Source organism: Shewanella sp. KJ2020, from assembly GCF_024197625.1.
GTDB lineage: Bacteria > Pseudomonadota > Gammaproteobacteria > Enterobacterales > Shewanellaceae > Shewanella.
In genome coordinates this window covers 40,690-56,585 of sequence record NZ_JAKUKD010000018.1, presented here as the reverse complement: position 1 = coordinate 56,585, position 15,896 = coordinate 40,690, and the positions used below count along the sequence as shown (strand labels likewise).

Here is a 15,896-nt window from a genome sequence, read left to right as displayed (position 1 = left end):
TCTCTGACTCGGGGCTGGGTATTTTATGTCCTGAAGAATAGCAGCGTCTAGGCATAGCGCAGAAATAGAGGCAGGTTACTACTTTCGTTGTGTTTTACAGTACAGGTTAGAATTATGGACCCGGTTATTCTTCGATATCGTAGTTAGGGGTGATTGTTTAAGCATGTAGGCATGGCCCATTGCTGGGCCATATTTATTGATAAGGGATTATTTATCCGTGGCCATATGCGGCACAAGGATCTCAAATTCGGGCCTATTCTTAGGTAAATAGCTTTTCCACCACCCGTGGTTCAGCGCCGGGCTGTGGGCCAATTCATTTAACTGGATACCTTGACCAAACTCGGGCGTCAACAGTGGCACCCCATAGGCTTTTGTCGCCGCGGCAAGTCGCTCTAGCGGTTCGTACCAAGGGTGGAGTGCAAGGTCGAAACTACTGTTATGTATTGGGATAAGGTGGCGTCCCTGCAGATCTAAATGCGCCCGCAGTGACTGCTCTGGCTGCATGTGGATATCCGCCCACATTTCATCATAGGCGCCAGTTTCGATTAAGGTTAGATCGAAGGGGCCGAACCTATCGCCAATCTTTTTAAAGCCATCAAAATAACCTGAGTCCCCGCTAAAAAACACTTTTACCTCCGGCGATTGAATGACCCAAGATGCCCACAGAGTGTGGTTTTTATCCCTAAGCCCTCGGCCAGAGAAGTGCTGTGCTGGGGTGGCGATAAAGCGTATACCACTCTGTTGCGTTTCCTGCCACCAATCGAGTGCAACTATCTTATTTGCAGGAACGCCCCATTCTATCAAATGGTTATCAACACCTAGTGGGACGATAAATACTTGAGTGCGTTCGGCTAGGGCCAAAATACTGGATTTATCTAAGTGATCGTAATGATCGTGGGACAGAATAATACCCGCCAGTGCGGGGATTTCATCGAGTTCAATGGGCAATTGATGGAATCGCTTTGGACCAAACGCTTGGCTCGGTGACGCGCGTTTTGAAAATACCGGATCGGTTAACCAATACTGGCCATTAAGTTGTAATAACAGGGTCGAGTGGCTGATTTTATATAACATAGGCGTGTCATCGGCCGTAGGATTAAGGCACATTTTACGAATGGGTAAGGCGGTGCTTGGGCTTTTATCCGGAATGCGCTCAGTGAGGTAACGCCATAAAATAGTCGGTAAATTACCTTCACCACTGCGCGTATTTGGAGCTTCGTTTCGAAAGCGTTTGCCCTTAGTCTGGGCGTTTATATGAGTGTCGGTATAAATGGCCATGGCAAAGCTCCCGAGTAGCAGTAAGGTTAAGGGGGTTTTCAGTCGCATTAAGTTCGTCAAAAGTAAACTACACGGTGTAGTTTACATGTGATTATGTAAAAGTAAACTGGATAGTGTAAAATGTCGGCAAATAATGTTATGGCGTAAAGAATATGGCGGACAAACCAGTCAAATTGACAAATTCACAACAGAAGCGTGCGGCAATCCTCAGTGCTTCACGGGAGGAATTTATGGTCAATGGTTTTGTTGGCGCGAGCATGGATAGAATTGCCCTGCGTGCGAATGTCTCTAAGCGAACGGTTTATAATCATTTTCCGAGCAAGGAAGTGCTGTTCGATACCACAACGACAGAGTTATGGTCCCGCACTAAAGAGGCTGCAACCTTAGCCTTTAATCCTGATGTCAGTCTCGAAGATCAATTACAGCAAATCGCCCGCCGATGCTGGATCTTGTATCAGCAGCCTGAGTTTCTCGATGTGGCGCGGGTGGTGATGGCTGAATTTATTCGCTCACCCATCCAAGCGACAGAAGCCATGGAAAAACTCGCTAAGCAAGAGGGTGGGCTCGAGGCTTGGCTAGCCGGCGCTGTAGCACATAAGGCACTAAAAATAGAGGATATTGCTATTGCTTCAACTCAGTTTTGGGGCATGTTTAAGGCATTTGCCTTCTGGCCAAAACTCTTCCATATGAAAAATTATGACGATCATCAGCAAGCCATTATCGACGCGAATATTAAGATGTTTTTAGCTATGTATCGGGTTTAATTCGTTTAAAGAGAAAGGCCGAATATTCGGCCTTTTATCAGCTAAGTCAATGTTAGAGCAAGGTTGTCGCCAACAGATAACCTAGGGTCGATGCCGTACCGACGCCAATAAAGCCTGGTATGATAAAACTGTGGTTAATGATGAACTTACCTATCTTAGTCGTACCCGAACGGTCGAAGCCAATACAGGCTAAATCGCTGGGATAAGTCGGCAGTACAAAGTAGCCATAGCTCGCGGGAAGGAAGGCGATCAAGAGTTTTGGATCGACACCTAATGCAAGCCCCATAGGTGCTATGGCCGTTAACGCCGCCGCTTGGCTATTGACCAGTTTAGAGATTAAAAACAGCACTAGCGCATAGGTCCAAGGTTGATTTTGCACAACATGTGATAGGTTTTCCTTCAGTACTTCCATATGGCTGATGAAGAAAGTATCACTCATCCACGCCACACCAAAGACGGAAAAAATGGCCACCATGCCCGCTTTAAATACTGGGCCATTGGCAATTTCGGTAGGTTTCACTTTACAGCTCATCAGGATAAATGCCCCGGCAATTAGCATCATCATCTGGATCACTAAGTTCATCGATAGGAGCGTATTTTTACCTTTAACCTCAAAGGCGGGGCGTAACTCGCTAAAGGATCCTAATAGCACTACGGCGGCAATGGCGGTAAAAAATATTCCCGTGGCCCAATAGGCTTCCTTAGGGAAGCGCTGGTTAAGTAGGGTTTCGCTCTTGTCGTAGATAAATGCTCTTTGTGTTGGATCCTTAAGGCGCTCTTGAAACTCCTCATCTTTATCTAAATCTTTGCCGCGACGTAGGCTCCAAAGGGCCGCCGCCATTACGCCGCCAAGCGAAGCGGGAACCGAGACCATTAAAATTTCCAGCATGCTATAGGCATGACCAACCCCTTGCTGGGCGGCGAGTATGGACACCATGGAAACCACAGCCACTGAAACTGGAGAAGCACAAATGGCCATTTGGGATGCCACTGAGGCAACCGCCATCGGGCGTTCTGGGCGAATGTTTTTCTTCAGTGCGATATCGGAAATAATGGGGAACATGGTATAGACCACATGGCCCGTGCCACAGAGGAAGGTCAATGTCCAAGTCGTTAGCGGCGCTAGAATGGTGATGTATTGTGGGTGACGGCGCAATAAACGTTCGGCAAATTGCATCATCACATCTAGGCCACCTGCGGTCTGCAATACGGCGGCGCAGCCAATCACGGCGAGTATGGTTAGCATCACTTGGACCGGAGGTTGTCCCGGCGCTAAACCAAACACAAAGGTGAGTAAAAATAAGCCGATACCGCTGATAAGTCCAAGCCCCATGCCGCCGTAGCGGGTACCTAGCAGTAAGCAGCCTAGGACTACTATAAATTCCATCAAAATCATTTGAATTACCCCTGTATAGCTTGCTGCTATGGATAGGTTGAAAACCGTTTGTGGATATTTTGCTTGGGGATGGGGTTAGATAATTTGCGCTGGCGCAAGGTGTAAATAAAAAGTGGCATTAGATTTTTCACAAATTTGACCTAACGCTAGAATCACAGCGCAATAAGTAGCATTCTTGTTAACTCTGGTTCGAGCAATAGATCCGATCAATACACCTACGGTCGGCATACATCGCGCCCTTTAAAACGTGCACCTACTAAAATAATGATAACAACAACCAAGGATGCCCAAGTGAAACCTGCAACCTTTAATACCCAAGCCTTCGATGAGTGGATCCGCACTCGTTTCGTCGAGCTAAACTCCGAACTTGAACAGCTTTATTACCAGCAAACGGATCGGGCCAATGTGCTCAATATCGGTGATGAAGCCAAACAGCGGCTCGAATCTGAAGGGCGAGAACTGATAAAAACCTTGCTCGATGAAGGCAATACCGATGAAGGTTTCGATAGTGCCTTCGATTTACTCGGTAATGTCGGTCTCTATATGGCGGCCTGCCGTCGCCATGAAATTACCGAACCCTCACGGGAAACCACCTCACCACTGGCCGAAGCCTCGGCACTGGCGATGCACATTGGTGCCTCCATTGGGGTCACGCCGCGCTTTGCTACTGCGCATCTGACAACCCATAATCGCGCCCATAATGGCATTTATAAGCGTTTTACCGATTTGCCCGATGAAAAACTGTTTGTGGATTACAACACTAAGGGGATCTTGGCCTATAAACGTGCCGCAGATGCCTTGTTAAAAATTCAGCCCTTAGGCATTTCTCACCCCATAAGCCATGATTTATTGCGGGTTGCCAAGCAAGCCTTGCAGGATGTTATCGATTCAAATACGCAGTTATTCAAGCAGTTAGATACTGACCGCTTCTTTTATTGTGTGCGTCCATACTATAAACCCTATCGGGTTGGCTCAGTGGTTTACCGTGGTGCCAATGCCGGCGACTTTGCGGGTATCAATGTTATCGATCTCACCCTAGGTTTATGTTTTGCCAACGAATCGGCTTACTCGCAGATGCTAGTGGATAAGTTTTTATACATGATGCCGGAGGATCAGCAGATCCTGCGGGAATGTATGCGTCGGCCTAACTTGATGGATGATTTTTTACAGTCAATGGGTCACTCGGGCCAAGAATGGTATCAAGCGAATCTACAACTCTTTATCGAAGTCTGTGAATTACATGGCGAGACGGCTATTCAGCACCATAATGAGTTAGTGACTAAATATATTGCCGAGCCTTCGACAAGCATGGAGCAGCAGCATTTAGCTAAAGTGACGGCGAGCGGCCCGCCGTTACATGTATTGCTAGCCTCCCTAGAAAAGTTGCGTGATAGACGCGCCGCCGCCCAGCGTGCGGATATCCGCACTCGATACGATGATCTTAAAAAACTCAAAGAGAGTTTAAGGTAATACCATGTTTAGCGATTTTAAAAAGGATTTTTGCCTTGCAGGCCCTGGATATCTGTTAAATCACTCCGTTGGTCGGCCGCTTAAATCGACAGAACAAGTCTTTAAGGAGGCTTTTTTTGCTCCTTGGCAGGACTCAGGGCGTGAACCTTGGGGCCAATGGTTGGCTGTGATTGATGATTTTACCTTTGCCCTATCTAAGCTGTTTAATGGCCAGCAACAGGATTTTTGTCCTCAGGTGAATCTTTCTAGTGCACTCACTAAAATCGTGATGTCCCTCGACCGATTAAACCGCGAACACGCGGTTGTGCTGATGAGCGAGCAAGATTTTCCGAGCATGGGATTTGCCCTTAAAAAAGCGTTGCCAAGCAGTTGTGAGCTGCGCTTTATCCCTAAGGGTTTAGATATTACCGACCCTAATGTGTGGGATAGCCATATAAGTGCCGATGTGGATCTGGTGTTTGTTAGCCATGCCTATTCGAACACTGGGCAACAGGCGCCACTGGCACAGATTTGCACACTGGCACGGGAGCGAGATTGTTTAAGTTTGGTGGATGTGGCGCAATCGGCGGGGATTATTCCGCTAAATTTGGTTCAGTTGCAGCCTGATTTTCTCATCGGCTCGAGTGTTAAATGGCTCTGTGCGGGTCCTGGCGCAGCCTATCTGTGGGTGAACCCCAACATATTGCAGAGTTGTCAGCCTAAGGATGTGGGCTGGTTTAGCCATGAAAATCCCTTCGAGTTCGATATCCACGATTTTCGTTACCATCCAACGGCGCTGCGTTTTTGGGGGGGGACGCCTTCTATCGCGCCCTATGCCATTGCCGCCCATAGCATGCATTACTTTGCCGATATCGGCTCAGAGCAGCTGCGCAAGTGCAATCAGTTACTGCTTGATGCAATTATGGATGAGTTAGATCAAGAGCTAGTGTCGCCCCGAGAAGCGGATAAGCGCAGTGGTACTTTGATATTGCAGTTTGGCGAGCAACAGGCGCAAGTGCTGGCCGCCCTTGCTAAGGCGAATATCAGCGTCGATGCCCGGAGTCTAGGGATCCGAGTATCGCCGCATATCTATAATGATAAGGCCGATATTCAACAGTTATTGGCGGTAATAAAAGCCAATCGATAACGGATTCAGCATGGCTTACTAGGGCTACACTGCTTAATTGCCACGAACGGGATCCAAGGCGCAGGGACGCTAACCGCTACCATAACGCACTCATATGTCGTTTGAACTCTACGTCTTACTGATAACTGTGTTTAGGGGTAGATAACTCGGTTGGGTACGCTCATCCTTAAATCTTGTAGTCATAGCGGCAGACCATAGGCCGCGGAGGGTGGAGCTTGGGATCGCTTGGCGTGATCGCTAAATCAACGGGTAGCATAACTGTATCGACGATCAGCGCGCTGCCCATATCCACCAGTGTCAGCGGGACGGTAAACAGCAGCAGGGGCGGGGCGGATATCGCGGAGAGAATCATACACTCCTCGCCATTATCGACAGCCGTCTTAACACTAGAGAAAGAGTGACCCCAAGTTGAATCTTCTCCCATCCTTGATGTTATCGTCGCACAGCCTGTAAGAGACCAGCACACTACCAACCAAGTTAACCAACGCATAACCACTCCATTGTTTATATGTGAAAAACCGCATTGCTTTCGGTGTGACCTACTTGCTTGATCAACTTCGAGCCTTAGTGGTGTGAAACCAGAGCGGGTTTTATTCGACGCCGATGCATTCGGTTTTAACAAGTCGGCATTCTAACCATATGATTATAACTGTCAATTATTCACCAACATTAACGAGATATAGCCAACCTCAATAACCTAGTTGTTAATAGTGACTATGTTTTGGATAAGCATTAAATAAGGAGATTTTTATACTGTCCCTTGTCGCGCGATCTTTTTAAAATCGGTCATGATTACTATTTTGCAATTCAGTCGCTCACAGTGAACTTTTCTGTTTATAAAGAGTGTGTCGCTATAATGATTTGGGTGTGGTAATAGCGGCTGTTATTGAAGTTAATCTAAATTATGACAGTAAAATCAATGCTATAAATTATTTGTATAAAAATTTAATTACATAGAAAGTTAATTAGATAATGTTTAATTTGTGAAACACAACAAGGATATGAATGCTAAAAATTAGCAAATAGGAGAGTTGATTAAATTTTGTGATATCACCCCAGTAAAATGATTCTGATCGGAAGTAAGATGCGCCCTGCATTTGGTTAATTTTTGGTTAAATTCTAGTTAATGTTGATGAGGGGTGAATAAGATGCGCCATATAAGTCTGCTTCCACTACTAATACCAACAATACTCCTTAGCGCTTGTGGCGGTTCAGATAGTTCAAACGACCCCATCGCAGACACTAAATTCGGTACTGTTAATATTGCAATTTCAGACTCTCCAATGAGCGAGATCAGTAAGGTCGATTTGGTACTCGATCAACTGGTAATGACCGATGAGCATAACAAAGTACATACCTATAAAATGGGGTTGCATAGATTTAACCTGCTCGATTATCAGGGTATGACAAGTCGTAGAGTGATTAGCGACTTACAATTACCCGCAGGTCATTACCACGATGTGCACTTTACTTTAGTCAATGGTGATGAGGCGGATGGTTGTGCGATTGAAAATGGCCATGGACGATTGCCATTAATGGTTGAAGACGGCCACCTTCCGCTGCATGATTTTGTTCTCAATGAGCACGACAATTTGTCTCTTACCATGGAGATAGATCTGTATCGATCAATGCACTTTAGCGATAACCAATTCCAGCTTAATCATAGTGGGATCTACTCGGTCGATGATCGATATATGGGTCACCTGAATGGCGAAATGGACTCACAATGGATAGCCGACTGCGAAATAACTCACGCAGCTAACGCGCCAGTTAGTGGTCAGTTTTATCATATGGCTTATCTTTACCCAAGCAATGCCACCAACATTGAGCAGATGGCAGATATACGCCCTGATAAAACCGATGGAAAATTCTCACCAGTTGCCGTTTCTCCAATCCACCAAGACCGGAATGGCGACTGGTCCTTTGCTATAGGGCATTTACCTGTGGGTGACTATCGTGTCGGTTATACCTGCCTAGGTCATTTGGATGATCCCGCTCAAGACGATATTAATCAGAGTCAATTTAGCCTATTTAAGGATGCTGGTTTAGTGACCATAAAGGAAGGAGGACAAGCAACGACTCATCGATGTGGTAATGGACATGATGGTCGAGGTTAGGTAAAAACTATCTTTAGTTCAGTGTCTTAGTGTGACTACTGATGAAACAAAAGGGTAGTGAGGCACTGGGGAAACGATGACAATAAAGATGCACAAAGTATAAAAAAGCCCCGATCATTCGGGGCTTGATTATTTACAGGTAAAGATTACAGGCTGTAGTACATTTCAAACTCAAGTGGGTGAGTTGTACGTGCTACGCGCTCAGCTTCTGCTGTTTTCAGTACGATATAAGATTGGATGAAATCTTCACTGAATACACCGCCACGGGTTAAGAACTCGTGGTCAGCTTGCAGATGTTCAAGGGCGTTTTCTAATGAAGTAGCCACTTGTGGGATTTCAGCCGCTTCTTCTGGAGGCAGATCGTACAAGTCTTTGTCCATCGCTTCGCCTGGGTGGATCTTGTTTTGGATACCGTCAAGACCGGCCATCAGCAGCGCTGCAAAACCTAAATATGGGTTTGCATGTGGATCAGGGAAACGTGCTTCGATACGGCGGCCTTTAGGGCTTGGTACCACTGGAATACGGATTGATGCAGAGCGGTTACGGGCAGAGTAGGCCAACATAACAGGTGCTTCAAAATGTGGCACTAAACGCTTGTAAGAGTTAGTGCTTGGGTTAGTGAAAGCATTCAGTGCGCGAGCGTGCTTGATGATACCACCAATATAGTACAGTGCGGTTTCACTCAGGCCTGCGTATTTGTCACCTGCGAACAGGTTAACGCCATCTTTAGATAAAGATTGGTGAACGTGCATACCGCTACCGTTGTCACCAACGATTGGCTTAGGCATGAAAGTCGCTGTCTTGCCGTAGGCGTGAGCCATGTTGTGCACTACATACTTCAGAATTTGGATTTCGTCCGCTTTCTTAGTTAGCGTGTTAAAACGGGTAGCGATTTCGTTTTGACCCGCTGTCGCCACTTCATGGTGATGCGCTTCAACCACTTGGCCCATTTCTTCGAGCACTAAACACATAGCACTACGTAGGTCCTGTGATGAGTCAACTGGCGCAACGGGGAAGTAACCGCCTTTCACGAATGGACGGTGACCTGTGTTGCCGCCTTCGTAGCTAGTGGCAGAGTTCCAAGCCGCTTCTTTAGCGTCGATCTTAACGAAACAACCTGACATGTCAGTACCGAAACGGACATCGTCAAACAGAAAGAATTCGGGTTCTGGGCCAATCAATACTGTGTCAGCGATACCGGTAGAGCGTAGGTATTCTTCCGCTTTTTTAGCGATAGAACGTGGGTCACGGTCGTAACCTGTCATTGTGCCTGGCTCGAGAATGTCACAGCGGATCAGTGCAGTGGTTTCTTCGGTGAATGGGTCCAATACAAAGGTGGTTGGATCTGGCATCAGCACCATGTCTGATTCGTTAATGCCTTTCCAGCCAGCGATTGAAGAGCCGTCAAACATTTTGCCGTCTTCGAAGAAATCAGCATCTACCTGATGAGAAGGAATAGATACGTGCTGCTCTTTACCTTTAGTGTCGGTAAAACGTAAATCAACAAACTTAACTTCTAATTCTTCAAGTTGCTTTAAAACTGATTCAACTGACATTCTCAAGTCTCCGGTAGGGTAAAGGGATGCCCCTCTTATAATCTTTTAGCCCAAGTGCATTTTCCTGAGCCAAACTTACGAGCTATAAAGCGATATCTATGCCAACAATTTAACGTATTGATAATTAATGGATATAAACTTCATGGCATTCAATTGATGTTATGTTCGCACTTATATGGTGCATTTATCTGTTGCATTTTGGTGCATCAATCCATTTTGGTGCGCACTGCAATCTGAGCATCAATTCTTTGCGTGCCGATTGTATTGGATAACCTTGTAGTTAGCGTCACCACATGGCATCAAATTGACCCGTTAGCGGCCGTCGGCCTAGATAAAGCACAATGAATCTAACATATAAGGAACGCCCTTGAGTGGTTAATTTTTATCTTTTAGGAAAAAGTGTATGGCGCTAATATTGTCATAAAACAGTGCGAATTTAAGGTGCTATGGTCACGGATCCTGACATAGCTATCCCGTTTGAGTTTGGTGATTGAATCGCAAGGGGTGACTTATTGGTGCGTCAAGGTAAATTGTTTTATAAGTGTTCAAAAATAATCCTGTGCGCCAAGGCCGCTCTGGAGTAGAATGGCACGCTTTTTTATGGCGACTCAACGTAGATTGCTATAACGAATATTGTAATATCCCTATTTTTGTTTGATGGTAAGAGGTTTATCCGTGCTAGAGAATTTACGTAACATCGCCATTATTGCACACGTTGACCATGGCAAAACGACCCTGGTAGACAAGTTGCTGTCGCAATCAGGAACCCTTGCAACCCGGGGAGAAGCTACTGAGCGGGTGATGGACTCCAACGATCTTGAGAAGGAACGTGGGATCACGATTCTGGCAAAGAATACTGCCATCAAGTGGAACGATTACCGTATCAACATCGTTGATACCCCAGGCCACGCCGACTTCGGTGGTGAGGTTGAGCGTGTTCTATCTATGGTTGACTCAGTATTATTGCTGGTTGATGCCGTTGATGGTCCAATGCCACAGACTCGCTTCGTAACCAAAAAAGCGTTTGCCCAAGGCCTAAAGCCAATTGTTGTTATTAACAAGATTGACCGTCCAGGTGCACGCCCTGATTGGGTTATCGACCAAGTATTCGACCTGTTCGACAACTTAGGTGCGACCGACGAGCAATTAGATTTCCCAATCGTTTACGCCTCTGCGTTAAACGGTTTTGCAACCTTAGATCCAGATGTCGTCAGCGAAGATATGACGCCACTGTTCCAAACTATCGTTGAAAAAGTTTCTTTCCCAGATGCTGATGCCGATGGCGCATTCCAGATGCAAATTTCTCAACTCGATTACAACTCCTATGTAGGTGTTATCGGTGTGGGTCGTATCAACCGTGGCAGCATCAAAACTAACCAACAAGTGACTATCATCGGTGCCGATGGTAAGACGCGTAACGGTAAAATGGGCCAAGTATTAGGTTACATGGGCTTAGAGCGTACCGAAGTTGAAGTTGCTAATGCAGGCGATATCGTTGCGATTACAGGTTTAGGTGAGCTTAAGATTTCTGACACTGTGTGTGCAGCTGGTAGTGTTGAAGCCATGCCGCCCCTGTCAGTTGATGAGCCTACACTGACCATGACTTTCCAAGTCAACACTTCACCTTTCGCGGGTAAAGAAGGTAAGTATGTGACTTCACGTAACATTCTTGAGCGCCTGCAACAAGAATTAGTCCACAACGTGGCACTGCGTGTTGAAGAAACTGACAGCCCAGATCGCTTCCGCGTATCAGGCCGTGGTGAATTGCATTTATCAATTTTGATTGAAAACATGCGTCGCGAAGGTTACGAATTAGCGGTTTCTCGTCCAGAAGTTATTCTGAAAACCATCGATGGCGAACTGTGTGAGCCATTCGAAACATTAACTGTTGACGTTGAAGAAGAACATCAAGGTACAGTGATCGAGAAGCTGGGTACCCGTAAAGCTGAAATGAAAGATATGCAGCTTGATGGTAAAGGCCGTGTACGTATCGACTTCATCATCCCAAGCCGTGGTTTAATCGGTTTCCAAACTGAGTTCTTAACTGCGACTTCAGGTACAGGTTTAATCTACCACTCGTTTGACCATTACGGTCCACATAAAGGTGGCGATATTGGTCAGCGCGCTAACGGCGTATTGATCTCTAACGCAACGGGTAAGGCACTGACCTTCGCACTGTTCGGTCTACAGGACCGCGGTCGTCTCTTTATCGGCCATGCCGCTGAAGTATACGAAGGCCAAGTGGTTGGTATCCATGCTCGCTCTAACGATCTAACAGTTAACTGTCTGAAAGGTAAGCAGCTGACCAATATGCGTGCCTCTGGTACTGACGAAGCGCAAGTACTGACTACGCCAATCACAATGACGCTTGAGCAAGCGCTTGAGTTCATCGATGATGACGAATTAGTCGAAGTTACGCCTAAGAGCATCCGTGTTCGTAAGAGACACTTGACTGAAAACGATCGTAAGCGCAATAACCGCGGTTAATGATCCTGGCTCATAACCTGAGCCAGACAGTGAAAGCCCCGTGAAGGAAACTTCGCGGGGCTTTTTCATTTTTACCTTTGAAGTCAATTATCTGTTGGCAGCATCGAACGTATGCAATTACGGCCAGCCGACTTAGCCAAGTAAAGGGCTGCATCTGCTTGACGGACTAATTCTAAGGCGCAGTATTGGTCTGAGGGCTGTAAACAAGCAACACCTAGGCTCACTGTGACTATACCAAGGTCAGTTTTGACATGGGGGATAGTAAGAGATTGGATAAGTTGATGAATATCTTTTGCTGTATCGAGTGCGATTTGCTTATCCGCATTGGGTAATAAAATAACAAATTCTTCACCCCCATAGCGGGCAACTAATTCTCCAGCCCGACGACCTGACTGAGATAAACCCTTAGCCAGTAGTTTAAGGCAGTCATCTCCCGCGAGGTGACCATAGTGGTCATTAAATAATTTGAAGTGATCAATATCGAGCATAATCAGCGCGAGTGGCGTGTTGCTGCGCTGTCCACGGTTCCATTCCTTTTGTAGCGCTTGGTCAAACAGTCTACGGTTGCCAATATTGGTTAATCCATCGGTATTACTTAGTTTTTCTAGCCTGCTGTTTGCCTCTGCAAGCTCATAGGTTCGCGCTTGTATGATGGACTCTAGCTCTCGATTGCGATCCTCTAAGCTTGTCATCGGATAAATTTCGCCTTTTTTTGCCAAGCCATAGGGAATCGATATTCCGCTATGGGCAATTTTCCAATCGTTGTTTTCTTGGCGAAAAATCAGCACTAATCTTGCGGTTTCTTGACAGAGTATCGATTCTGAAACAGGAAGATGGATATGGAAAAAGGCTGTAACAACAAGGATATCCTCTGCAAGATCCTGTAATGATAGATCTAGCATTTCAATGTGGATCCGCTCTGGTACTTGGGCAAAGTCTTGGCGGGTTATTTGTATCCATTCCTCTTTACTGGTGATAAGCACATCGCTGCTACCCGCATAACCACTAAAATTATCACTGAAACGAGTGGTGAGTTTGTCATCCCGTGAAGAGTACATCTCAATATATTCATCAAACAGTGACTGTATAAGTTGCAAACGTCTCTGTCGCATAGACTCACTCCGAATGAGAGGATATCAGCACTTCATTATTCTTCTTAAGCTGAGTATTGACGATAAAACTGTTCAGCGGCCTGATTAAAATCAATATAGTTTTGTAAAAATAACGGAGAGTGTGATCTTAGCGTGCTTTTTGAGCGAGGGTTTTGTGTTCTCGTTAAAGTCTCCTAGCCTTAGTTGTTTAAGCCTATATTTGTTGTCATTTTGCGCATTTAGTATGCATGTTGAAGGCTGGATTAATCGTCATAATGAATTAAAGCAAACGGTAAAACTCGCTTTAGAAGACGGCCCAAAGAGACTAGTCTAAATGACATCGTACAGTGTCATACCCTTCGTTCGTCATAAATAAAGGAAGATCTCATGGATAAGACTCAACCCTCTCAAGGTAAATGCCCAGTGATGCACGGTGGTAATACCTCCGTTGCAACCAGCAATATGGATTGGTGGCCCAAGGCATTAAATCTCGATATTTTGCACCAGCACGACACCAAGACAGATCCTATGGATCCCAACTTTAATTACCGTGAAGCCTTTAAAAGCCTCGATCTTGCCGCGGTGAAGCAGGATTTACAGGCATTGATGACAGATAGCCAAGATTGGTGGCCCGCAGATTGGGGACATTATGGCGGCCTGATGATCCGTATGGCATGGCACTCTGCTGGGACTTACCGTATTGCCGATGGCCGCGGCGGTGCAGGTACGGGCAACCAACGCTTTGCCCCCCTCAATAGCTGGCCCGATAACGCCAACCTCGATAAAGCCCGCCGTTTACTGTGGCCAATTAAGAAAAAGTACGGCAATAAACTCTCATGGGCCGATTTAATTATTCTTGCTGGTAATGTCGCCTATGAGTCCATGGGGTTGAAAACCTATGGTTTTGCGGGTGGCCGTGCGGATATTTGGCATCCTGAAAAAGACATTTACTGGGGCTCTGAAAAACAATGGTTAGCCCCGAGTGATAATCCCAATAGCCGATATTCCGGTGAGCGCGATCTCGAAAATCCCCTCGCTGCGGTAATGATGGGATTGATTTATGTGAATCCTGAAGGGGTGGACGGTAAGCCTGATCCACTGCGGACAGCAAAAGATGTCAGGGTGACATTTGCCCGTATGGCGATGGATGATGAGGAAACGGTCGCCTTAACCGCGGGGGGGCATACTGTGGGTAAAGCTCACGGTAACGGTAAGGCGCAGGACCTTGGCCCAGATCCTGAAGCTGAGGAAGTTGAAGCCCAAGGTCTAGGTTGGCTCAATAAGCACGGCCGAGGCGTTGGCCGCAATACCGTCACTAGCGGTATTGAAGGGGCTTGGACTACCCATCCAACTCAGTGGGACAATGGCTATTTCAAACTGTTACTCGGTTATGATTGGGAACTGAAAAAGAGCCCCGCCGGCGCTTGGCAATGGGAACCCATTAATATCAAAGAAGAGGATAAACCCGTCGATGTAGAAGATCCTTCCATTCGCTATAACCCGATAATGACAGATGCGGATATGGCGATGAAAATGGATCCTGAGTATCGCAAAATATCCGAGAAGTTTTATCAAGATCCCGCTTATTTCTCCGAGGTGTTTGCAAGGGCTTGGTTCAAATTAACTCACCGCGACCTAGGGCCTAAGAGCCGTTATTTAGGGCCAGAAGTGCCAGCAGAAGATTTAATTTGGCAAGATCCTATTCCTCAAGTAAATCACAGCTTAACTGCGGCCGACATTAGCGAACTTAAGGCAAAAATATTAGCCACTGGGCTGAGTGTGGCCGAGCTTGTAGCAACCGCTTGGGATAGCGCCCGTACCTTCCGTGGTTCAGATTATCGAGGTGGGGCAAACGGCGGTCGTATTCGTTTAGCGCCGCAAAAGGATTGGGAGGGCAATGAGCCCGCTCGCCTGCAGAAAGTGCTAAATGCCTTAATGGGCATTCAGGCGGGTTTTGCTAAAAACGTCACCATGGCTGACCTGATCGTATTGGCAGGGACCGCCGCCGTTGAAAAAGCCGCCCAAGCCGCAGGGGTCAATATCACAGTACCCTTTGCCCCTGGCCGTGGAGATGCTTCGCAGGAGATGACGGATGTTGAATCCTTCGCCGTGCTCAAGCCTCTGCATGATGCCTACCGCAATTGGCAGAAAAAGGACTATGTGGTGCAACCCGAAGAGCTGATGCTCGATCGCACTCAACTGATGGGTTTAAGTGCCCATGAAATGACAGTGCTGATTGGCGGTATGAGGGTGTTGGGTACTAACTACGGTGGCAGTGCCCACGGCGTATTTACCGATAGAGTTGGTGTCTTGACCAATGACTTCTTTGTGAATCTGACCGATATGGCCTATAGCTGGAAGCCAGCGGGTGCAAATCTTTACCAGATAGTCGATCGTAAAACGGGTGTGGTGAAATGGACCGCGACTCGGGTCGACCTCGTCTTTGGCTCTAACTCAGTGTTACGTTCCTATGCCGAGGTGTACGCCCAGGACGATGCCAAGGAAAAGTTTGTGAAGGACTTTATTAACGCTTGGACAAAAGTGATGAATGCCGATCGCTTTGATCTTGCGTAAGTACTTTTAATTCAAGGGAAAGATATTCGTTCCCTCG

11 protein-coding genes are annotated in these 15,896 nt (G+C 46.6%); 6 read left to right on the top strand and 5 right to left on the bottom strand.

Annotated features, from left to right (window positions below):
• Positions 1-207: 207 nt before the first annotated feature.
• Entirely contained in the window at positions 208-1,278 is a 1,071-nt protein-coding gene (locus MJO46_RS11260) for an MBL fold metallo-hydrolase (RefSeq protein WP_253989454.1), read from the bottom strand.
• A gap of 152 nt (positions 1,279-1,430) precedes the next feature.
• Here MJO46_RS11260 and MJO46_RS11255 point away from each other — a divergent pair, with 152 nt between their 5' ends.
• The gene (locus MJO46_RS11255; RefSeq protein WP_253989392.1) at positions 1,431-2,042 is read left to right on the top strand and encodes a TetR/AcrR family transcriptional regulator; all 612 of its coding nucleotides are present in this window, start codon (positions 1,431-1,433) and stop codon (positions 2,040-2,042) included.
• 52 nt (positions 2,043-2,094) lie between these two features.
• Here MJO46_RS11255 and MJO46_RS11250 read toward each other — a convergent pair whose 3' ends face one another.
• On the bottom strand, positions 2,095-3,438 hold the full coding sequence (locus tag MJO46_RS11250; RefSeq protein WP_253989391.1) for an anaerobic C4-dicarboxylate transporter: 1,344 nt from the start codon (positions 3,436-3,438) through the stop codon (positions 2,095-2,097).
• Between the two features lie 291 nt (positions 3,439-3,729).
• Here MJO46_RS11250 and MJO46_RS11245 point away from each other — a divergent pair, with 291 nt between their 5' ends.
• Positions 3,730-4,908: a monodechloroaminopyrrolnitrin synthase PrnB family protein gene (locus MJO46_RS11245; protein ID WP_253989390.1), complete on the top strand. Its 1,179-nt coding sequence runs from the start codon at positions 3,730-3,732 to the stop codon at positions 4,906-4,908.
• 4 nt (positions 4,909-4,912) lie between these two features.
• Positions 4,913-6,034, top strand: a complete 1,122-nt coding sequence (locus MJO46_RS11240; RefSeq protein ID WP_253989389.1) for an aminotransferase class V-fold PLP-dependent enzyme — start codon at positions 4,913-4,915, stop codon at positions 6,032-6,034.
• A 166-nt stretch (positions 6,035-6,200) separates the two neighbouring features.
• On the opposite strand, the gene MJO46_RS11235 is transcribed toward MJO46_RS11240, so the two are convergent.
• The gene (locus MJO46_RS11235) at positions 6,201-6,458 is read right to left on the bottom strand and encodes a YceK/YidQ family lipoprotein (RefSeq protein WP_301541964.1); all 258 of its coding nucleotides are present in this window, start codon (positions 6,456-6,458) and stop codon (positions 6,201-6,203) included.
• A 724-nt stretch (positions 6,459-7,182) separates the two neighbouring features.
• Between MJO46_RS11235 and MJO46_RS11230 the strand changes: the two genes are divergently transcribed.
• Complete coding sequence (locus MJO46_RS11230) at positions 7,183-8,151, top strand: DUF4382 domain-containing protein (RefSeq protein WP_301541958.1); 969 nt, start codon at positions 7,183-7,185, stop codon at positions 8,149-8,151.
• A gap of 146 nt (positions 8,152-8,297) precedes the next feature.
• Here the strand turns inward: MJO46_RS11230 and glnA are convergent, their stop codons facing one another.
• On the bottom strand, positions 8,298-9,707 hold the full coding sequence (gene glnA, locus MJO46_RS11225) for a glutamate--ammonia ligase (RefSeq protein WP_253989386.1): 1,410 nt from the start codon (positions 9,705-9,707) through the stop codon (positions 8,298-8,300).
• Between the two features lie 675 nt (positions 9,708-10,382).
• Here glnA and typA point away from each other — a divergent pair.
• Positions 10,383-12,194: a translational GTPase TypA gene (typA, locus tag MJO46_RS11220; RefSeq protein WP_198781355.1), complete on the top strand. Its 1,812-nt coding sequence runs from the start codon at positions 10,383-10,385 to the stop codon at positions 12,192-12,194.
• Between the two features lie 83 nt (positions 12,195-12,277).
• Here typA and MJO46_RS11215 read toward each other — a convergent pair whose 3' ends face one another.
• A complete protein-coding gene (locus MJO46_RS11215; RefSeq protein WP_253989385.1) occupies positions 12,278-13,306 on the bottom strand; it encodes a diguanylate cyclase in 1,029 nt (342 codons plus the stop codon).
• A gap of 366 nt (positions 13,307-13,672) precedes the next feature.
• On the opposite strand from MJO46_RS11215, the gene katG reads away from it, so the two are divergent.
• The gene (gene katG / locus MJO46_RS11210) at positions 13,673-15,859 is read left to right on the top strand and encodes a catalase/peroxidase HPI (protein ID WP_253989384.1); all 2,187 of its coding nucleotides are present in this window, start codon (positions 13,673-13,675) and stop codon (positions 15,857-15,859) included.
• Positions 15,860-15,896 lie beyond the last annotated feature (37 nt).

What these genes read in the sequence shown, in the direction of transcription:
- MJO46_RS11255 (WP_253989392.1), top strand. Translation starts at nt 1,431, where the DNA reads ATGGCGGACAAACCAGTCAAATTGACAAATTCACAACAGAAGCGTGCG.
- glnA (WP_253989386.1), bottom strand. Translation starts at nt 9,707, where the DNA reads ATGTCAGTTGAATCAGTTTTAAAGCAACTTGAAGAATTAGAAGTTAAG.
- katG (WP_253989384.1), top strand. Translation starts at nt 13,673, where the DNA reads ATGGATAAGACTCAACCCTCTCAAGGTAAATGCCCAGTGATGCACGGT.
- MJO46_RS11260 (WP_253989454.1), bottom strand. Translation starts at nt 1,278, where the DNA reads ATGGCCATTTATACCGACACTCATATAAACGCCCAGACTAAGGGCAAA.
- MJO46_RS11250 (WP_253989391.1), bottom strand. Translation starts at nt 3,438, where the DNA reads ATGATTTTGATGGAATTTATAGTAGTCCTAGGCTGCTTACTGCTAGGT.
- MJO46_RS11230 (WP_301541958.1), top strand. Translation starts at nt 7,183, where the DNA reads ATGCGCCATATAAGTCTGCTTCCACTACTAATACCAACAATACTCCTT.
- MJO46_RS11235 (WP_301541964.1), bottom strand. Translation starts at nt 6,458, where the DNA reads ATGGGAGAAGATTCAACTTGGGGTCACTCTTTCTCTAGTGTTAAGACG.
- MJO46_RS11215 (WP_253989385.1), bottom strand. Translation starts at nt 13,306, where the DNA reads ATGCGACAGAGACGTTTGCAACTTATACAGTCACTGTTTGATGAATAT.
- MJO46_RS11240 (WP_253989389.1), top strand. Translation starts at nt 4,913, where the DNA reads ATGTTTAGCGATTTTAAAAAGGATTTTTGCCTTGCAGGCCCTGGATAT.